We start from the raw sequence: 19,286 nt of genomic DNA, 5'->3' as shown, positions 1-19,286 counted from the left end.
GTCGGGGACAAGCGCTCCTACAGGGATTTGTATCCAGCCCTTCACCCACAAAAAAGCCAGGACATCGGTCCTGGCTTTTGCATTGCCGTTAAGGCATCACAGCCCGTCGAGAATGTCCGCCATGTCGTCGGCGTGTTCTTCTTCCTGAGCCAGAATCTCTTCGAAGATGCGACGCGTGGTCGGATCCTTGTCGCCGATGTACTGAATGATCTCGCGATAGCTGTCGATGGCGATGCGCTCAGCGATCAGGTCTTCGGTGACCATTTCCTTCAGCGTGTTGCCCGCCACGTACTGCGCGTGGGAGTTCTTGGACAACAGGTCGGGATTGAGTTCAGGTTCGCCACCCAACTGCACGATGCGCTCGGCAAGTTTGTCGGCGTGCTCGGCTTCCTGCTCGGCGTGCTCGAGGAACTCGGCGGCAGCCACTTGAGCTTTCACGCCTTTGGCCATGTAGTAGTGGCGCTTGTAGCGGAGCACGCAGACCCATTCGGTTGCCAACGATGCATTGAGCAGGCGAATAATTTCTTCGCGGTCGCCATCGTAGCCTTCGGTCACGGCACCGTTTTCAACGTTGTGACGCGCGCGCTCGCGCAAGGTGCTGATATCGGTTAAATGCACATCGCTCATCATTTTTCTCCAAGTGCTGATCCGGTTTTAGCCGTCTCGCTCTTGATGCGTCGGTCGCATGGACCGACGCCTGGCAAGATCGGGTCTTAAGGTGTGAGTGGTGGGCGGCGAGAAAAGTTTGATTTGTTTACCGACTTACATCGCCCGCTCGTTGGCCTCACGCTGCTCGCAGGTCATGAAGCCCTTGCTGTCCACGCGGTCGTTGGCGCCGAACGTCACGTAATAGGCCTGCTGATGACCTTCTTTGTTGAGGATGTAGTTGTTGCAGGTGCCCGGGTGAACCTTGCGATGCACGCGAGTGGAAGGTTCGCCGCCGATGGTCAGCACCTGCTGCTCGGTCATGCCGTCTTCCACCTGCTTGACCAGCGGCTCGTTGCGATACGTCGCGTAGTCCACAGGGTTTTGCAGGGTTGTCGACGCACAGCCAGCCAGCGCGGCCATTGCAAACAGTACTGCCAGAGATTGCTTGTACATAACCGGTCACTCCACAGAAAGGCCCTCATTGGCCCGTTGCATGTATGAGCATCGGTCCATTGAAAGAGTTCGATTGAAAGATGGCGATGGGGCATTACTTCGGCTGTCATGATGGATGAATGGTTTGCGGCTAACGTTTATCTGTTCGGCGATCAATGTGGGTGGCCGAACGCTGTACCTGTGGGAGTGAATTTATTCGCGATTGGCCGGATTAGCCGATAGAGGTTCGTCGCCTGGCCGACCTCATCGCGAATGAATTCGCTCCCACGGGGTGATCCGTCTTCGACATAAGGACTCAAGTCGCCCATGACGCAAGAACAGGCCACGCGGTATCCGATTGTGCTGGTACCCGGTTTGCTGGGGTTCGTGAAGCTGGTGGTCTATCCGTATTGGTTTGGCATCGTCACCGCCTTGCGGCGCGGCGGGGCGACCGTCATTCCGGTAATGGTCTCTGCGGTCAATTCCACCGAGATCCGTGGCGAGCAGTTGCTGGCTCGAATCGAAGAAATCCTGCGGGAAACCGGCGCAGCCAAGGTGAACTTGATCGGCCACAGCCAGGGGGCATTGACCATTCGCTACGTCGCAGGCGTGCGTCCGGATCTGGTGGCTTCGGTGACCTCGGTTGCCGGGCCTAACCACGGCTCGGAACTGGCCGACTACCTCGAAGAGCATTTCCCTCAGAGCACCGTGCGCGGACGGTTGGTCAACGCGGCGATTCGCCTGACCACGCTGGTGCTGGGGGTGCTGGACACCGGGTATCGCGGCACCCGGCTGCCTACCGACGTCGACGCGGCTCACCACTCGCTGACCACCACCGGCGTCGCCCGATTCAACAAGCTGTTCCCGCAGGGTCTGCCTAAAACCTGGGGCGGGCAGGGTGACGAACTGGTCAACGGGGTGCGCTATTACTCCTGGTCCGGGACGCTGCAACCCGGCCGTACCGATCGCGGGAAGAACCTGTTCGATACCACTAATCTCACCTGCCGAATATTCGCTCGCACGTTCAAGAAAGAGCGAGGTCAATCTGATGGCATGGTCGGGCGGTTCAGTTCCCATCTTGGCACCGTCATCGGTGACGACTTTCCGCTCGACCATTTTGACATCGTCAACCAGCATCTCGGTCTGGTGGGCAAAGGGGCCAATCCTGTGGGGTTGTTTCTCGAGCACGCCAGCCGCTTGAAAGCTGCCGGTCTTTGACTTTATGAGACGTAGTTCGTGATCAGTAGGCCCCAACGGGTCGCTAAGGAAGTGATGCGATGAGCGATAAAGAACTGTATGAGATCGAGTACACGCTGGCCGGTGAACACCATGTCGATGTGATCGAGGACCTTGACGTGCCGATTATCGAGGTCGTCCACGAACTGGCGCTAAAGCACCACGTAGCGTTGGACGACGATCCGCTCGATGCCGGTAATCCCCACGTGGATCTGCCCCATGTCGCGGGCATCACCGACGTGTCGATTCACAGTGCCGAGGCCGCTGAAAAAGCCTGATTCAGGCCCCGCGCCGGGTTGTCTTCTGGCGCAGTGGTGTGGTCCAGCGTTCGGCCAGGATCACGCCACTCAGCGTCAGAGCACCGCCGATGAAGTGGTAAGCGGCCAGTTGCTCTCCCAGCGCCAACGCTGCAACCAGGGCCGTGAGAATCGGCACCAGGTTGAAGAACAGCGTTGTGCGGCTCGGGCCGAGAATGCCGATGGCTTTCATCCACAACAGCGGCGCGATCATCGACGTCGGGATGCACGCGTAGAGCACCAGAGGAATGTTGCTGGCACTCAGACCGGTCTTCTGTGAAATGAGGAACAGCGGAAACAGCGCTACGATGGCCACCAGAATCTGCAGATACAGCAGTTGCAACGGGGGCATGCGCAGCTGCCATTTCTTCAGCAGCGTGCTGTAAGTCGCGTAGGCCAATGTGGCCACCAGCATCATCAGGTCGCCCAGATTGACGCCATGCGCGATCAACACGGCCCAACTCCCTTGCGAGACCACCAGCAGAACTCCCGCAAACGACACCAGTGCGCCGACCAACGCGCCTGCGGTCAACGCCGTGCCGAGGCTGGCAATCGACATGCCCAGTGTCATGACCGGCACCAGTGAGAGGATGATGCCCATGTTGGTGGCCGTGGTGATGTTCGCCGCGTAATACGCCAGGCTCTGATAAATCGCCATGCCCAGGATGCCCAGCACGACCACTTTGCCCATGATCGGCTTGATCGCGGCACGGTTACGCAGCACCGGGCCGAGCAGGAAGGGCGTGAACAGCAAGCCCGCGAGCAGCCAGCGGTAAAAGCCGATCTCTGCCGGAAAGATGCGGCCTGCGGCAGCTTTGGTAATGACGTTGTTGCCCGCCCAGATCATGACGGTGAGCAGTGGATAAAGGTATTGCATGAAGGATCCGGCAGCAGAGTGAGGCGCCATTATCGGCTTGTCAGCCTCTGCGTCTACCTCATGGAGAGGATTCTCTGAAATATGGCGCAACATTCTTTGACTACACTGCTTCGAAAGCTGCGCGCGTGCGCGGCGCTCTCGGAGAATGTCGATGAAAATGCTGCGTGTTCCTCTGCTGGTCATGGGCTTGTTGATGTGCGCTCAAGGTTTCGCCGCCACCGCGCAGCAGAACAAAATGACCACCTGCAATGCCGACGCCACCGCCAAATCGTTGAAGGGCGATGAGCGTAAAGCGTTCATGAGCACCTGTCTCAAGGCGGCGCCCGCTCCGGCGGCGACTCAGCAGGAAAAGATGAAAACCTGCAACGCCACGGCCACGACGCAGGCGTTGAAAGGCGATGCGCGCAAAGCGTTCATGAGTGATTGTCTGAAGAAAAAGTAGGATATTTGTTACCTGGATTTTCAGGTAACGCGGGTCTGTGGGAGCGAATTCATTCGCGAAAAATCGGGTAGCCGACCAATATGTGTCGGCCGCGCGGGTCAATCGCGAATGAATTCGCTCCCACCGTTGTTCATGGCCCCCGATCAAGCGACTAACGACACGTTCGGCGCTGGTCCTCAACCGGGAACGCTGGCAGACTGCCCATCTTTTCAAGCCGCTCGTTTGAGGCTGTATGCCAACGTTTTCGCCGCGTCATGTGTATCTGGCCAGTTGCATCCTTGTATTCGGCGGCCTGCTGCTGGTACTCCCGCTCAATCTGTTGCCCAGTCTGCTGGCTGGCTTGCTGGTCTATGAGCTCGTGGACATGCTGACCCCGCAGTTGCAACGGCTGATTGCCGGTGAGCGCGCGCGTTGGCTGGCGGTCGCCTTGCTCGGCACGATTGTGGTCACCGTGCTGTCGCTGCTGTTTGCCGGGGCCATCAGCTTTTTGCTGCACGAGGCGGAAAACCCCGGCGCCTCGCTGGACAAGTTCATGATTCTGGTCGACCGCGCTCGCGGCCAGTTACCGCCTCTGATCGACAACTACCTGCCCGCCAGTGCGACCGAGTTTCAGGTATCGCTCAGCGCCTGGCTGACCAAGCATGTCGGCGAGTTGCAGCTGTTGGGCAAGGGCGCGGCGCATATGTTCGTGACCCTGCTGATTGGCATGGTCCTGGGTGCCATCATCGCGCTGCAACGCATTCCCGATGTCACCAAGCGCAAACCGTTGGCGGCGGCGCTGTTCGAGCGTCTGCACCTGTTGAGTCAGGCGTTTCGCAACATCGTGTTCGCGCAGATCAAGATTTCCCTGCTGAACACGGCGTTCACCTCGATTTTCCTGGCCGTTATCCTGCCGCTGTGCGGCGTACACCTGCCGCTGACCAAAACCCTGATCGTGCTGACCTTCCTGCTGGGCTTGTTGCCCGTGGTGGGTAACCTGATGTCCAACACGCTGATTTTCATTGTCGGCATGTCGCTGTCGATCTGGGTGGCGATGGCGGCGCTGGGTTATCTGATCATCATTCACAAGGTCGAGTATTTCCTCAACGCGCGGATTGTGGGCGGGCAGATCAGTGCGAAATCGTGGGAGCTGCTGCTGGCGATGCTGATTTTCGAAGCGGCGTTCGGCTTGCCGGGCGTGGTGGCAGGGCCGATTTATTACGCGTATCTGAAGAGCGAGCTGCGTCGGGCCGAGCTGGTTTAAACACGCTGTCGATGGGGCGCGGAGCGTCCCGAAGGGCATTCCCACGCAGAGCGCGGGAATGATCAATCAGGCGGGAATGGTTTTTCCTCAGCCGTACCGCTTCTTGGCCTCGATCGCCAGACCACTGCCGATACTGCCAAAGATATTCCCTTCCACATGCCGGGCCTTGGGCAGCATGGCGGCCACGCTGTTGCGCAGCGCCGGGATGCCGCTCGAACCGCCGGTGAAGAACACGGTGTCGACATCGGTTACGCCGATGCCCGCATCGTTCAACAGGCTTGTCACGCTTGCACGAACACGTTCCAGCAGCGAGTCGATGGACGATTCGAACAGCTCTCGGGTGAGGTCGACGGTCAGGCCGGACTCGACGCGGTCCATCGGTACCACACGGTTTTTGGCGTGGGTCAGCTGGATCTTGGTTTCCTCGACTTCCATCGCCAGCCAGTGCCCGGCACGTTGTTCGATCAGCTTGAACAGGCGGTCGATGCCCAGCGTGTCTTCGATGTCGTAGCGCATGCTGCCCAGCGCCAGCTGTGATTTCTGCGAGTACACCGAGTTGATGGTGTGCCAGGTGGCCAGGTTCATGTGCGTGCTGGTCGGCATGTAGGCACCGCTTTTCATGCGGCTGCCGTAGCCGAACAAAGGCATCACGCCTTGCAGGCTCAACTGCTTGTCGAAGTCGGTCCCGCCGATGTGAACGCCGCCGGTCGCCAGGATATCGCTCTGACGGTCATCGACCATGCGGCGCTGCGGCGACAGGCGCACCAGCGAGAAGTCCGACGTACCCCCGCCGATGTCGACGATCAGCACCAGTTCTTCACGCGTGAGCGTCGACTCATAGTCGAAGGCCGCCGCAATGGGTTCGAACTGGAACGAAACATCCTTGAAGCCGATCTTGCGCGCCACTTCAGCCAGCGTGTCCTCGGCTTCCTGGTCGGCGGCGGCGTCGTCATCGACGAAATGCACCGGACGGCCCAGCACCACTTGCTCGAACGAATGGCCGGCCGCGGCTTCCGCGCGTTTTTTCAGCTCGCCGATGAACAGCGCCAGCAGGTCCTTGAACGGCATGGCCGTGCCCAGCACGCTGGTGTCGTGCTTGATCAGCTTGGAGCCCAGCAAACTCTTGAGCGAGCGCATCAGGCGGCCTTCATAGCCTTCCAGGTATTCGTGCAAGGCCAGACGACCGTAAACCGGACGCCGCTCCTCCATATTGAAGAAGACCACCGATGGCAGGGTGATCTTGTCGTCCTCCAGCGCGATCAGCGTTTCCGCTCCGGGGCGCAGCCAGCCGACCGTGGAGTTGGAGGTGCCGAAGTCGATGCCAACGGCACGGGCTGGGGATGGGGTGCTCATGTTCTTAACGTTCCAGTCAAAAAACGGCCGCGCAGTGTATGCGAGTACGCGGGCGTTTCGTAGCGCTCAATGTCGGTTTTTCAATCTATATGTATCTATTTCACGTCGACGGCTTGAACTGAGGCTTCAGACCCCCAATCTTCAAGGCAACTCCTTATTGCACACGGCCGGTCTGAACGACGTTTCAAGCTCGCGAGGCCGTGTGCCGATAACCTTGCAACATTCAGCGCGGCCAACGTTCTCATCTGATAACGCGATACGGAACTGTGCTGGATAATCCGGAATGGGTGACCGTTAGATGGACTTCAAAGACTATTACAAGATTCTTGGCGTAGAGCCGACGGCGGACGAGAAGACGATCAAGACCGCCTATCGCAAGCTAGCGCGCAAGTATCATCCCGACGTCAGCAAAGAAGCGGGCGCGGAAGACAAATTCAAAGAGGCGTCCGAGGCCTATGAAGCGCTGAGCGATCCCGAGAAGCGCGCCGAGTACGACGACATCCGCAAATATGGCCAGCAAGGCCGTTTTCAGCCGCCTCCTGGTTGGCAGGGGCGTGGTGGCGCGGGCGCAGGTCCTGGATTTGGTGGCGGCAGTGGCTTCGAGGGCGGGGATTTCTCCGACTTTTTCAGCTCAATCTTCGGTAATCGTGGCGGCCAGCAAGGCGGTCGACCGCGCAGCACGGGTCGTCGAGGACAGGACGTGGAAATGGAACTGGCGATTTTCCTTGAGGAAACCCTCTCGACCGAATCCAAAAAGATCAGCTTCAAGGTGCCGCAGCACAGTGCCAACGGTCAGCGCATGGCTGACATCACCAAGACCCTGAACGTGAAGATTCCCGCGGGCGTAACCGACGGCGAGCGCATTCGCCTCAAGGGGCAGGGCGCTCCAGGCGTTGCCGGGGGTGAAAACGGTGATCTGTTTTTGACCATTCGTCTGGCGCCTCACCCCAAGTTCGACGTTGAGGGCCACGATCTGATCATCACCGTACCGCTGGCACCCTGGGAAGCCGCGTTGGGCACCAAGGTCGCCGTACCCACCCTGACCGGCAAGATCAACCTGACCATTCGTCCGGACAGTCAGAGCGGTCAGCGATTGCGGGTCAAAGGTAATGGTCTGTTGAACAAGCAGGGCGAGCGTGGCGATTTGTATGCGCAGTTGAAGATCGTCATGCCCAAGTCCACCGATGATGCCACCAAAGCGCTGTGGGAGAAGCTGGCTGAAAAGGCCGCATTCGACCCGAGGGCACAATGGAGTAGCTGATCATGAGCAATACCCTGGTCGTAGGCATGCAGGAGTTCTGTCAGGTGGTCGACATGCCGGTCGCCTATGTCATAGAAATCGTCGAGCACGGCATCGTCGAACCTCAGGGGCAGAAGCCAGACGAATGGCTGTTCGACACGTCTTCTTTGTCAGTGGCCAAGCGTGCGGCCAAATTGCACCACGATCTTGAAATGGAATGGGACGGCGTCGCCCTGGCGCTGAACCTGCTGGACGAGCTTGAGCAGGTGCGGGCTGAAAACCGCATGCTCAAGCAGCGGTTGGGTAGGTTTCTACAGGATTGACCGGGAGCCGAGGTTGGCCGTCGACGCCAATCTTTGTAGGAGCCGGCTTGCTGGCGAATGCGGAAGGGCAGACAGCCTTATGTCAGCTGATCCGACGCTTTCGCCAGCAAGCCGGCTCCTACAGGAGAGGGGCAGGGTTCGCAGCGTGTCACCCTTTCTTCGGCAACACCACGGTAAAGGTGGTCCCGTCGCCGACGTTCGACGTCACGGTGATGCTGCCTTGGTGCGCGTTGACCACTTCTTTGACGATGAACAGCCCCAGCCCCAGGCTGGTAGACGGGTTGTGCGTGCCGGCTTCTTCATTGAGTGAGCGCACCAGCGGGTCGAAGATGCTGCCAATGGCTTCCTGAGCAATCGGTTCGCCGTCGTTATGCACCGAGAGGCTGACATGGCTCTCGCTGCCCACCAGCGAAACCCGGATCTTGTGCGTCGCGGCGCCGTGCTGCAGAGCGTTGCCAATCAGGTTCTGCAGCATCTGATCGATTCGCGCACGGTCCCATTCGCCCTGTGTGTCGCCGGTCGAGGTGAATTCAGGATCGCAGTCCGGCTGTCCGGCGATCGCCTCATCGATGGCGTCGCGGCAAGCGACGGTCATTTCCATGGGGTTACGCTCGATGGGCAGCGTTACACCCAGTCGGCTGCGCACAAACTCCAGCAGGTCGCTCACCATGGTCGCCATGTGTTTGCTGCTGCTCTTGATGCGCTTGATATACGCCATTTCAGCGTCGCCTATCCCGGCTTTGCGCATCAGCACTTCGGACGACATGCTGATGGCCTGCAAGGGCGCCCGCAGGTCGTGACCCAGGATGGCGAGGAAGATATCCCGCGAGCGCGTGACGCGTTCGGCATAGGCAGCGGTGGATTCGGCCAAAGCTTCGTCGATCGCCTCGTTGAAGCGAATCATGTCGGTGAAGTGAGCGGTCTGCGGCGATGTCAGGCTTTCGGCCCAAAACCTGATTACCGTCGCACGCAAGTGACGAAACTCCGAGGTCATCTGCACCAGATCAAAACCGACGGTGTGTCGCAGCTCACCGTGGCTGGCTGCGGCCTGGTCCAGCGTCGGCGTCTTGCCCACGTCTTCGCCCTGCGCTTTGGCGATCTGCTCCGCTTTGGTCTGCGCCGTGTTCATGTCCCGCGCGGCGGCCAGCAGAATCGCTTTCGCATGATCGCGCAGCTCCAGGCTGTTCATCGACTCCGCGGCCGGGGTCAGCGTCGCGGCGAACTTCTCCCATTCATCGACGATGCGGTCCACGTTCTGCGCGATGAAATCGGAAAGACGCATGGGTTACTACCTTGCTGGCATGGCGCTGGATGAAGTGGGGCCATCTTAGCGCCATGTCGTGACAGGAAGAACAGGCGATTAAGCCTGATTGCCGTCATCCACTGTCATTTCTGACAGTAGACGAGTTGGTCAGGCAGGCATAGCGTGTCAGATACAGGCTTGACCACGGAGGAGAAGGGCCATGTATACCAGCGAGCTTACGCAATTTGTCGAGGCACAGATTAATCTGGCTGCAGGCAAACTGATCAGTCAGGACAGGTACACCAGTGACGCGCTGTCATACGGCAAGCTGAGTTTTTTCATGGCGCTGCGCAGAGTGCTCCAGGGACAGGCCGTCCCCGAGGATCTGGGCGTGCTGGATGCCGTCAACGATACATTGCAGAAGCTGGAGTTGTTGGCAAAGGGCAAGACCTTTCTCTCTGCCGTGGACATGAGCGTTATATCGGTGAGTGACCGAAATTTCGATGCCGAAGTCCTCAAGTCGACGCTGCCTGTGGTCGTCGAATTCAGCAAGCCGGGTCAAAACGAGTTCGGCGAACCTGACCAAAGCGCGAGGACCGGCGCGATCATTAATGATTTGGCTGGCGAGTTTCAGGGCCGTTTAAAGTTCGTTCGCCTTGCATTGGCCCAGAATCCGGAGACTGCTCAGAGGTATCCTGTTAAAACCGTTCCATCGCTGGGGTTGTTCCATCATGGAGCTCTGAAGGATCTGCAACCTGACTTTCATTTGAAGGTTTGGATCAGGAGCAAGTTGAACGACTGGTTGGACGAACTCAGCAAACAACGGACGTGACCAGCGGACGGCAACTGCCGAAGGGGGAAGGTTGTACAAGCCTTCCCCGTATTACAGGCTTCAGAACAGAAAGTACCGCTGCGCCATCGGCAGCACTTCTGCAGGTTCGCACCACAGCAGCACGCCGTCGGCCTTGACCTGATAAGTCTGGGGGTCGACGTCGATGTGGGGCAGGTAGTCGTTGTGGATCAGGTCAGCCTTGGTCACGCTTCGGCAGCCTTTCACGACACCGATCTGTTTCTTCAGGCCCAGCTGCTCGGGAACGCCTGCGTCCATCGCGGCCTGGCTGATGAAGGTGATGCTGCTGGCGTGCAGCGAGCTGCCGTAGCTGGCGAACATCGGGCGGTAATGCACGGGTTGCGGGGTGGGGATCGAAGCGTTGGCGTCGCCCATCAAACTGGCCGCGATGGAGCCGCCTTTGAGGATCAGTGTCGGTTTCACCCCGAAGAACGCCGGGCGCCACAACACCAAGTCGGCCCATTTACCGATTTCGACCGACCCGACTTCGTGGCTGATGCCGTGGGTGATCGCCGGGTTGATGGTGTATTTGGCGATGTAGCGTTTGGCGCGGAAGTTGTCGTTGCCTTCGCCATCGCCCGGCAATGGACCGCGCTGGCGCTTCATTTTGTCGGCGGTCTGCCAGGTGCGCATGATCACTTCGCCTACACGGCCCATGGCCTGGCTGTCGGAGCTGAGCATGGAGAACGCGCCGAGGTCGTGCAGGATGTCTTCGGCGGCGATGGTTTCGCGACGGATGCGGCTTTCGGCGAACGCGACGTCTTCGGCGATGCTTGGGTCCAGGTGATGGCAGACCATCAACATGTCCAGGTGCTCGTCGATGGTGTTGCGGGTGAACGGCCGGGTCGGGTTGGTCGAGCTCGGCAGCACGTTGGGGAAGCCGCAGGCCTTGATGATGTCTGGCGCGTGGCCGCCACCGGCACCTTCCGTGTGATAGGTGTGGATGGTGCGGTTCTTGAAGGCGCCCAGCGTGGTTTCGACGAAGCCGGACTCGTTCAGGGTGTCGGTGTGAATGGCTACCTGCACGTCGTACTGATCGGCCACGCTCAGGCAGTTGTCGATAGCGGCGGGCGTGGTGCCCCAGTCTTCGTGAAGCTTCAGGCCAATGGCGCCGGCCTTGACTTGCTCGACCAGCGGTTCAGGCAGGCTGACGTTGCCTTTGCCAGTGAAACCGATGTTCATGGGGAATGCTTCGGCCGCCTGCAGCATGCGCTTCATGTGCCAAGGGCCGGGCGTGACGGTCGTGGCGTTAGTGCCTGTTGCCGGGCCAGTGCCGCCACCGATCATGGTGGTGACGCCGCTCATCAGGGCTTCTTCGATCTGCTGCGGGCAGATGAAGTGAATGTGCGTGTCGACGCCACCGGCGGTGAGGATCATGCCTTCACCGGCAATGATTTCGGTGGCGGCGCCGATGGCGATGGTCACGTTTGGCTGGATGTCCGGGTTACCGGCTTTGCCAATGGCGGCAATGCGACCGTCCTTGATGCCGACGTCGGCCTTGACGATGCCCCAGTGGTCGACGATCAGTGCGTTGGTGATCAGCGTGTCGACGACTTCGGCCGCCAGCAACTGGCCTTGGCCCATGCCATCACGAATAACCTTACCGCCCCCGAACTTCACTTCTTCGCCATAGGTGGTGAAGTCTTTCTCGACTTCGATCCACAGCTCGGTGTCCGCCAGACGCACACGGTCGCCGACGGTGGGGCCGAACATGTCGGCGTAGGCTTGTCTGGAAATTTTCATCGAAATTCCTTATGCGTTCTGATCGTTCCCACGCTCTGCGTGGTAACGCCTCTCTGGACGCTCTGCGTCCGGTCTGTGACGCGGAGCGTCACGGGCTGCATTCCCACGCAGAGCGTGGGAACGATCAATGTCTTGATCTACAAATCGCCCATCACCCGTCCTGCGAAACCGAACACCCGGCGATGGCCTGCCAGGTCCACCAGTTCGACGTCTCGCGCCTGACCCGGCTCAAAGCGCACGGCGGTGCCGGCCGGGATGTTCAGGCGCATGCCTCGGCTGGCGGGACGGTCGAAGGTGAGGGCGTCGTTGGTCTCGAAAAAATGGAAATGCGAACCGACCTGAATCGGACGGTCGCCGCTGTTGGCGACGCTGAGGGTGATCGTCCGGCGATCGGCATTGAGCTCAATCTCACCGGGCTGGATCTGGTATTCACCAGGAATCATGCGCTCTTCCTCGACAGTAACGTGTAGTAAATGGCGGTGGCGTGGTACTCGCCGTCCGGGTTGCAGGCGTAATCCGGCAGCGTGCCGGAGAGCTGGTAGCCCAGCGAGCGATAGAAGTCTTCGGCAGGCGAGCCCGCCAGCGTGTCGAGGAACAGCAACCCGCGATTGTGCTGGTGCGCGGCCTGTTCCACGGCCTTCATCAATTGTGTCGCGAGCCCGCGACGACGGGCGTGATGCAGCACCAGCAGCTTCTGCACCTCCGCCCGATTAAGCCCGTTGGCCTTCTGGCACAGCGCCAGTTGCACGGTGGCCAACACCTGTTCCTCCTGCACAACGACCCACAGCAACACCTTGCCCTGCTCGACTTCTGTCTTGACGCTCTCCCACCAGCTGTAGGCCTCGTCGGCACTCAGGTCGGCCATGAACCCCACCGATGCGCCTCGATGCACCGCGTCCAGCAACAACGCGACCAGACCGTGGCGGTAATGCGCAAAGCTTTCGCGGGTGACACGTCGTAACTGAGCGGCATTCATGAGTCGGCTTCCTTCAAGAGAGAGCAATCAGGGCACACAGGGTGGTTAGGCGTTTTTGGCCGCTGGCGCCTGAGACGGCGGGGCGGAGGCGCCCGGTGACAGGTCCAGCTGCATGAACGTCAGGTCCAGCCAGCGGCCGAATTTGGTACCAACCTGCGGCATGTGTCCGGTGGTGATGAAACCCTGCTTTTCATGCAGGTGGATCGACGCGGCGTTTCCGCTTTCAATGGCTGCGACCATCATGTGTTTGTCGCAGGCTCTGGCGCGTTCGATCAGGGCTTTCATCAGCAATGGACCCAGGCCGTTGCCGCGCTGGTCGGCACGCACGTACACCGAGTGCTCGACGGTGTGACGGAAGCCCTCGAACGGCCGCCAGTCACCGAACGAGGAGTAGCCCAGCACCTGACCGGCGTCATCGACGACCACCAGAATCGGGTACGCCTGCGTCTGGCGCGCGGCGAACCACGCCTGGCGGTTGGCGAGGTCCACGGGTTGTTCGTTCCAGATCGCCGTGGTGTTGAGGACGGCGTCGTTGTAGATGTCCAGCACGGCAGGCATGTCAGTCAGCAGTGCGTCACGAATCGTATACGTCATGTTCGTTTTCACTTGTGCAGAGGGTGTTTCAGGCAATCGGCTGATGCACGGTCACCAGTTTCGTGCCATCCGGAAACGTGGCCTCGACCTGGATTTCCGGGATCATTTCGGCAATGCCTTCCATCACTTGCTCGCGGGTCAACAGCGTGGTGCCGTAATGCATCAGCTCGGCGACAGTCTGCCCATCGCGGGCGCCTTCCAGCAGCGCGGCCGAAATGAACGCCATCGCTTCCGGGTAGTTGAGCTTCAGACCCCGAGCCAACCGCCGCTCGGCCACCAGGCCTGCGGTGAAGATCAGCATCTTGTCTTTTTCGCGTGGAGTCAGATCCATGTTTTTTTCCGTTTCAAAACCAAATAAATGAAAGCGCCGCGACCTCTGTAGGAGCGTGGCTTGTCCCGCGATCGGTTGCGAAGCAATCGTAATTCCTACTGGCCGGGTATATCTGACACTCCGCGTTGTCTGGGTTTGCTGCCGGTCCCCGGCAGATCGTGGGACAAGCCACACTCCTACAGGGGAACGGTGTCGCTTATGTGCTCCAAATCCTCGGCGCCACCGCGTCGCGGCCCAACAGGGCAGGGCGCAGCAGCTTCCATAATTCGATCAGCCAGGCCCGCGCGTGCAGGGCTTCATCGGCCAGGCAGCGGGCGATGATCAGCCCCGGCACCTGGCTCAGGTCGCCTCGTACCGGCGAGTGTTCAGCCAGTGCGCGACAACGCTCCATTAATGCTGCGTCGATTTCCCCGGTCACGATCAGCGTCGCGAACACCGGTTTACCGCCCAGCCCGACGGGAGAGTCCAGCAGACCGTCGTTGCCCCTGATGCGCTGACGTTCGTGCCACAGCAGCTTGCCGTCACGCCGAATATCCAGATGCGCCTGGAAGTGGCCTTCATCGAAGCGCTCGCCGCTGGCCGGGCGACCTAGCGCCACCACATCCCAGTAGAACAGACGTGCATCGCCTTCAAGCGCGATACGGGTCGTGAGTTCGGCCTTGGCCTGACTGAAAACAATCGTTTCCTGTGGCAACCATTCCAGCGTGCCGCCCGCAGCAATCTTCAACTCAAGCTGCTGATACGCAGGGCCTGCCGCGCGATACCACTTGGCGGCGCCGGGGCTGGTCAGTTGCGCCCAGGCATCGGGGCCGACGCTGGCATGGATGTCCAGACGATCACCTCCGGCGATGCCGCCCGGCGGGTGAACGATGATGTGCTGGCAGACTTCGGGGCCTTCGGCGTACAGGTGTTTCTGCACCCGCAGCGGGCCTTTGTGGCGACGCTGAACAGGGCGAGTGCTGTCGCCGAAACGCCCATAGCCCAGCTCCAGCTCGGCATGCCAGCTGGGCGTGAACAGGGCGGTGTGGGCAGGAAGATTCATAGGGCTCGTTATCGTGTTTCGAAGGCGTCTACCTTAGCCGATCGGCGCGTCAAATGGTGACCAGACCACGCACGCCTTCGGCTTCCATATGCTCACCGCGACCTTGCTGAATGATCTCGCCACGGGACATGACGATGTACTGATCCGCCAGCTCGGCGGCGAAGTCGTAGAACTGCTCCACCAACAGAATCGCCATGTCGCCACGGGCGGCAAGTTTCTTGATCACCGCACCGATTTCCTTGATCACCGATGGCTGGATGCCTTCGGTCGGTTCATCAAGGATCAACAGCCGTGGCCGGCTCGCCAGTGCGCGACCAATCGCCAGCTGTTGCTGCTGACCACCGGACAGGTCGCCGCCACGGCGTTGTTTCATCTGCAACAGCACCGGGAACAGCTCGTAAATGAATGCGGGGACTTCCCTGGCTTCGGAACCGGGGAAACGGGACAGGCCCATCAGCAGGTTTTCTTCTACCGTCAGGCGCCCGAATATCTCGCGGCCCTGCGGTACGTAGGCAATGCCGGCGTGCACGCGTTGATGGGGCTTGAAGCCGGTGATCGGCTTGCCCTCCCACTGCACGACGCCTTCTTTGGCGGGCAGCAGGCCCATCAATACCTTGAGCAACGTGGTCTTGCCCACGCCGTTACGGCCCAGCAGACAGGTGACTTCGCCGATCTTCACGTCGAAGGACAGGCCGCGCAGAATGTGGCTGCCGCCGTAGTATTGGTGAAGCTTTTCTATTTGAAGCATGTTCGAACTCTCCCGGTGATCGTTCCCACGCTCCGCGTGGGAATGCCGCGATGGACGCTCTGCGTCCGCTATGTGACGCAGAGCGTCACGGGATGCATTCCCACGCAGCGCGTGGGAACGATCAAAGTCTGCATCACCGCCCTAGGTACACCTCGATTACCCGCTCATCCGCCTGCACTTGCTCAAGCGATCCCTCGGCCAGCACGCTGCCCTGGTGAAGCACGGTGACGTGGTCGGCGATGGTGCCGACGAAGCCCATGTCGTGCTCGACCACCATCAGCGAGTGCTTGCCCGCGAGGCTCTTGAAGAGCTCGGCGGTGAATTCGGTTTCGGCGTCGGTCATCCCCGCCACAGGCTCATCGAGCAGCAGCAGTTGCGGGTCTTGAACCAGCAACATGCCGATCTCCAGAAACTGCTTCTGGCCGTGGGACAGCAAACCGGCCGGGCGAGACATCGAGGATGTCAGGCGGATGGTTTCCAGCACCTCGTCGATACGATCACGCTGCTCGCCGTTGAGCTTCGCCCGCAGGCTGGCCCACACCGACTTGTCGGTCTTCTGCGCCAGTTCCAGGTTCTCGAACACGCTCAAGGCTTCGAACACCGTGGGCTTCTGAAACTTGCGGCCAATGCCGGCCTGAGCGATCTGCACTTCACTCATTTTGGTCAGGTCCAGCGTCTCACCGAACCAGGCTTTGCCGTGGCTGGGGCGGGTCTTGCCGGTGATCACGTCCATCAGCGTGGTTTTGCCCGCGCCGTTAGGGCCGATGATGCAGCGCAGTTCGCCGACGCCGATGTACAAGTTCAGATCGTTGAGCGCCTTGAAGCCATCGAAGCTGACGCTGATGTCTTCCAGGGTCAGGATGGTGCCGTGCAGGGTGTTCAGGCCTTCGCCAGCGACCTGGCCCAGGCCGATCGCGTCACGGCTGGTGCCGGCGTCGCTGTTAGGGTCCAGTACCGGGTCGAAGGCGGGAGTCGGCGTGCTTTTCATTGTTCGCCCCTTTTCTTGATCAGGCCAATCACGCCCTTGGGCAGGTACAGCGTCACCACAATGAACAGCGCGCCGAGGAAGAACAGCCAGTATTCAGGGAAGGCTACGGTGAACCAGCTCTTCATGCCGTTGACCAGACCGGCACCGAGCAGCGGGCCGATCAATGTCCCGCGACCGCCCAGAGCGACCCAGACAGCGGCTTCGATGGAGTTGGTCGGCGACATTTCGCTTGGGTTGATGATCCCGACCTGTGGCACGTACAACGCGCCTGCCAGACCGCACAACACAGCGCTCAACACCCAGACGAACAGCTTGAAGCCACGAGGATCGTAGCCGCAGAACATCAGGCGGTTTTCCGCATCCCGCACGGCGGTCAGCACGCGACCGAATTTGCTGCGCGCCAGTTTCCAGCCCACATACAGGCTGCCCACCAGCAACAGCACGGTGAGCAAAAACAGCACGGCGCGAGTGCCTTGCGAGGTGATGCTGAAGCCCAGGATGCTGCGGAAGTTGGTGAAGCCGTTGTTGCCGCCAAAACCGGTTTCGTTGCGGAAGAACAGCAGCATCCCGGCGAACGTCAGCGCTTGGGTCATGATCGAGAAATACACGCCTTTGATTCGCGAGCGGAAGGCGAAGAAGCCGAACACCAGCGCGAGCAAGCCCGGCGCCAGAACCACCAGGCACATGGCCCAGAGGAAATGCTCGGTGCCGACCCAGTACCACGGCAGCTCGGTCCACGACAGGAATGTCATGAAGGCGGGCAGGCTGTCCCCCGACGCCTCACGCATCAGGTACATGCCCATGGCATAACCCCCCAGCGCGAAAAACAGGCCGTGGCCCAGCGACAACAGGCCTGCGTATCCCCAGACCAGATCCAGCGCCAGTGCGACGATGGCGTAACAGAGAATCTTGCCGACCAGCGTCAGGGTGTAGGCCGAGACTTGCAGGCTGTTGCTCTCGGGCAACAACGACATGATCGGCAGGGCGATCAACACGGCGAGGATGACCACGCCCACGCAGATCGTGACTTTGGTGCCAGCGCGTTGCGCGGCGGTAACCATCAGTGGCTGGTTCATCAGTCGATCACCCGTCCTTTGAGCGCGAACAGACCTTGCGGACGTTTCTGGATAAACAGAATGATCAGCGCCAGGATCAGAATCTTGCCCAGCACTGCGCCGATTTGCGGTTCGAGAATCTTGTTGGCGATGCCCAGGCCGAAAGCGGCCATCACGCTGCCTGCCAACTGGCCGACGCCGCCGAGCACCACCACCAGGAATGAGTCGATGATATAGCTCTGGCCCAGGTCCGGTCCGACGTTACCGATCTGACTCAACGCCACACCGCCGAGCCCGGCGATGCCCGAACCCAGTCCGAAGGCCATCATGTCGATACGACCGGTCGGCACGCCGCAGCACGCCGCCATGTTGCGGTTCTGGGTCACGGCCCGCACGTTGAGGCCCAGGCGGGTCTTGTTCAGCAACAACCAGGTCAGCACCACGACGAACAGCGCGAAGCCAATGATGATGATCCGGTTGTACGGCAGCACCAGATTGGGCAGCACTTGAATGCCGCCGGACAGCCATTGCGGGTTGGCGACTTCGACGTTCTGCGCACCGAACACCACGCGAATCAATTGGATCAGCATCAGGCTGATGCCCCAGGTCGCCAGCAGGGTTTCCAGAGGACGGCCGTAGAGGTGACGAATCACCGAGCGTTCCAGCGCCATGCCGATACAGGCCGTGACGAAAAACGCGACCGGCAAGGCCACCAGCGGATAAAGCTCGATCGCACCCGGCGCGTACCGCTGGAACATGATCTGCACGACGTAGGTCGCGTAGGCGCCGAGCATCAGCATTTCGCCGTGGGCCATGTTGATCACGCCCAGCAACCCGAAGGTGATGGCCAGGCCGAGTGCTGCGAGTAGAAGGATCGAACCCAACGAGATGCCGCTGAACACTTGACCGATCACTTCACCGATCATCAGCTTGCGTTTGACCTGAGCCAGGCTGGTTTCGGCGGCCAGGCGCACGCTCGGGTCGGTTTCCACGTTAGGTTCGAGCAGGTTTTCCAGGCGGGTACGCGCCAGCGGATCGCCGGTTTCACCCAGCAGGCGGACGGCGGCCAGACGCACCGTCGGGCTGGTGTCGACCAGTTGCAGATTGGCCAGCGCCAGGCTCAAGGCCGAGTGCACGGCATCGTCTTTTTCGCTGGCGACCTGCTGCATCAGCAATTGCAATTGCGCAGGACGCGCGCTTTTTGCAGGGTCAGTGCCGCAGCCAGGCGTAGCTTGGGGTCGGCGGCGAGCAATTGATGGCTCGCCAGCGCAGTTTCCACCAGACCGCGCAGGCGGTTGTTCAGACTGATCGCTTGAGGCTCGTCTGGGTTGGGTGCGTCGGCCAGCGCCGGAGCACTCGGGTCGACGGCCGTGAAGGCGTCGCCAGTCTGGATGAAGGCGCGGTTGCTGCTGTCAGCGGCCACGCGGCCGTCCTGCAGGGCAATCAGCAAATCAACGCGCGCCGGATCGGGCTTGGCGGCCCAGGTTTCCAGCAGTTCAGCGCGTTCGGAAGATTCGGCCGCGACAAAGTCGCCGGCATCGCTGGCATGCGCTGCGAAGGGCAGCAACAGGCTCAGGGCGAGAATGAGGCGGTAGAAAGATCTGGGCATATCGGTGTCCTGAGAGC

21 protein-coding genes and 1 pseudogene are annotated in these 19,286 nt (G+C 60.4%); 7 read left to right on the top strand and 15 right to left on the bottom strand.

Annotation, left to right across the window (positions count from 1 at the left end):
- Positions 1-96: 96 nt before the first annotated feature.
- A complete protein-coding gene (locus tag AB4N84_RS07460) occupies positions 97-627 on the bottom strand; it encodes a ferritin-like domain-containing protein (protein ID WP_074751906.1) in 531 nt (176 codons plus the stop codon).
- 135 nt (positions 628-762) lie between these two features.
- Positions 763-1,101, bottom strand: coding sequence for an osmotically-inducible lipoprotein OsmE (osmE, locus tag AB4N84_RS07455; RefSeq protein ID WP_074751908.1), 339 nt, complete (start codon positions 1,099-1,101; stop codon positions 763-765).
- A 306-nt stretch (positions 1,102-1,407) separates the two neighbouring features.
- Between osmE and AB4N84_RS07450 the strand changes: the two genes are divergently transcribed.
- Complete coding sequence (locus AB4N84_RS07450) at positions 1,408-2,298, top strand: esterase/lipase family protein (RefSeq protein WP_074751910.1); 891 nt, start codon at positions 1,408-1,410, stop codon at positions 2,296-2,298.
- Between the two features lie 59 nt (positions 2,299-2,357).
- The gene (locus AB4N84_RS07445) at positions 2,358-2,594 is read left to right on the top strand and encodes a hypothetical protein (protein ID WP_074751912.1); all 237 of its coding nucleotides are present in this window, start codon (positions 2,358-2,360) and stop codon (positions 2,592-2,594) included.
- A 1-nt stretch (position 2,595) separates the two neighbouring features.
- Here AB4N84_RS07445 and AB4N84_RS07440 read toward each other — a convergent pair whose 3' ends face one another.
- Entirely contained in the window at positions 2,596-3,489 is an 894-nt protein-coding gene (locus AB4N84_RS07440; RefSeq protein ID WP_074752171.1) for a DMT family transporter, read from the bottom strand.
- A gap of 151 nt (positions 3,490-3,640) precedes the next feature.
- Here AB4N84_RS07440 and AB4N84_RS07435 point away from each other — a divergent pair, with 151 nt between their 5' ends.
- Together AB4N84_RS07435 and AB4N84_RS07430 are read left to right on the top strand one after the other, a co-directional pair.
- The gene (locus AB4N84_RS07435; protein WP_074751914.1) at positions 3,641-3,931 is read left to right on the top strand and encodes a PsiF family protein; all 291 of its coding nucleotides are present in this window, start codon (positions 3,641-3,643) and stop codon (positions 3,929-3,931) included.
- Between the two features lie 232 nt (positions 3,932-4,163).
- On the top strand, positions 4,164-5,174 hold the full coding sequence (locus AB4N84_RS07430) for an AI-2E family transporter (RefSeq protein WP_074751915.1): 1,011 nt from the start codon (positions 4,164-4,166) through the stop codon (positions 5,172-5,174).
- Positions 5,175-5,261: 87 nt separating this feature from the next.
- Here AB4N84_RS07430 and AB4N84_RS07425 read toward each other — a convergent pair whose 3' ends face one another.
- The gene (locus AB4N84_RS07425) at positions 5,262-6,527 is read right to left on the bottom strand and encodes an Hsp70 family protein (RefSeq protein WP_074751917.1); all 1,266 of its coding nucleotides are present in this window, start codon (positions 6,525-6,527) and stop codon (positions 5,262-5,264) included.
- Between the two features lie 298 nt (positions 6,528-6,825).
- On the opposite strand from AB4N84_RS07425, the gene cbpA reads away from it, so the two are divergent.
- Positions 6,826-7,788 (top strand): curved DNA-binding protein, encoded by a 963-nt coding sequence (gene cbpA, locus AB4N84_RS07420; protein WP_074751919.1) that lies wholly within the window; start codon positions 6,826-6,828, stop codon positions 7,786-7,788.
- A 2-nt stretch (positions 7,789-7,790) separates the two neighbouring features.
- Positions 7,791-8,090, top strand: a complete 300-nt coding sequence (locus AB4N84_RS07415) for a chaperone modulator CbpM (protein WP_074751921.1) — start codon at positions 7,791-7,793, stop codon at positions 8,088-8,090.
- A 148-nt stretch (positions 8,091-8,238) separates the two neighbouring features.
- Here the strand turns inward: AB4N84_RS07415 and AB4N84_RS07410 are convergent, their stop codons facing one another.
- Entirely contained in the window at positions 8,239-9,372 is a 1,134-nt protein-coding gene (locus AB4N84_RS07410) for a sensor histidine kinase (RefSeq protein WP_074751923.1), read from the bottom strand.
- Between the two features lie 181 nt (positions 9,373-9,553).
- Between AB4N84_RS07410 and AB4N84_RS07405 the strand changes: the two genes are divergently transcribed.
- Positions 9,554-10,165 carry a thioredoxin family protein gene (locus AB4N84_RS07405; protein ID WP_460045804.1) on the top strand — a complete coding sequence of 204 codons (612 nt, stop codon included), beginning with the start codon at positions 9,554-9,556 and terminating at the stop codon, positions 10,163-10,165.
- Positions 10,166-10,225: 60 nt separating this feature from the next.
- On the opposite strand, the gene ureC is transcribed toward AB4N84_RS07405, so the two are convergent.
- The 10 genes and pseudogenes from ureC to urtB form a co-directional block, all read right to left on the bottom strand.
- Positions 10,226-11,926 carry an urease subunit alpha gene (ureC, locus tag AB4N84_RS07400; RefSeq protein WP_460045802.1) on the bottom strand — a complete coding sequence of 567 codons (1,701 nt, stop codon included), beginning with the start codon at positions 11,924-11,926 and terminating at the stop codon, positions 10,226-10,228.
- 137 nt (positions 11,927-12,063) lie between these two features.
- On the bottom strand, positions 12,064-12,369 hold the full coding sequence (locus AB4N84_RS07395; protein WP_074751927.1) for an urease subunit beta: 306 nt from the start codon (positions 12,367-12,369) through the stop codon (positions 12,064-12,066).
- Complete coding sequence (locus tag AB4N84_RS07390) at positions 12,366-12,902, bottom strand: GNAT family N-acetyltransferase (protein WP_074751929.1); 537 nt, start codon at positions 12,900-12,902, stop codon at positions 12,366-12,368. Before AB4N84_RS07390 ends, AB4N84_RS07395 begins: the two co-directional genes overlap by 4 nt.
- Before the next feature lie 45 nt (positions 12,903-12,947).
- Positions 12,948-13,496, bottom strand: coding sequence for a GNAT family N-acetyltransferase (locus AB4N84_RS07385; protein ID WP_074751931.1), 549 nt, complete (start codon positions 13,494-13,496; stop codon positions 12,948-12,950).
- Positions 13,497-13,524: 28 nt separating this feature from the next.
- Positions 13,525-13,827, bottom strand: a complete 303-nt coding sequence (gene ureA, locus AB4N84_RS07380; RefSeq protein ID WP_062378910.1) for an urease subunit gamma — start codon at positions 13,825-13,827, stop codon at positions 13,525-13,527.
- A 196-nt stretch (positions 13,828-14,023) separates the two neighbouring features.
- The gene (locus tag AB4N84_RS07375; RefSeq protein WP_074751933.1) at positions 14,024-14,869 is read right to left on the bottom strand and encodes an urease accessory protein UreD; all 846 of its coding nucleotides are present in this window, start codon (positions 14,867-14,869) and stop codon (positions 14,024-14,026) included.
- 49 nt (positions 14,870-14,918) lie between these two features.
- Positions 14,919-15,617 (bottom strand): urea ABC transporter ATP-binding subunit UrtE, encoded by a 699-nt coding sequence (gene urtE / locus AB4N84_RS07370; protein WP_074751935.1) that lies wholly within the window; start codon positions 15,615-15,617, stop codon positions 14,919-14,921.
- A gap of 133 nt (positions 15,618-15,750) precedes the next feature.
- Entirely contained in the window at positions 15,751-16,605 is an 855-nt protein-coding gene (gene urtD, locus AB4N84_RS07365) for an urea ABC transporter ATP-binding protein UrtD (RefSeq protein ID WP_074751937.1), read from the bottom strand.
- A complete protein-coding gene (gene urtC / locus AB4N84_RS07360) occupies positions 16,602-17,681 on the bottom strand; it encodes an urea ABC transporter permease subunit UrtC (protein ID WP_074751939.1) in 1,080 nt (359 codons plus the stop codon). The genes urtD and urtC overlap by 4 nt, the downstream gene beginning before the upstream one ends.
- Positions 17,681-19,269: pseudogene (gene urtB, locus AB4N84_RS07355) on the bottom strand (urea ABC transporter permease subunit UrtB). Before urtB ends, urtC begins: the two are co-directional and overlap by 1 nt.
- Positions 19,270-19,286 lie beyond the last annotated feature (17 nt).

It is taken from the genome of Pseudomonas sp. S2_H01 (assembly GCF_054668305.1).
The sequence above is the reverse complement of the archived record's forward strand: the minus strand, read 5'-3'. Positions and strand labels throughout refer to the sequence as shown.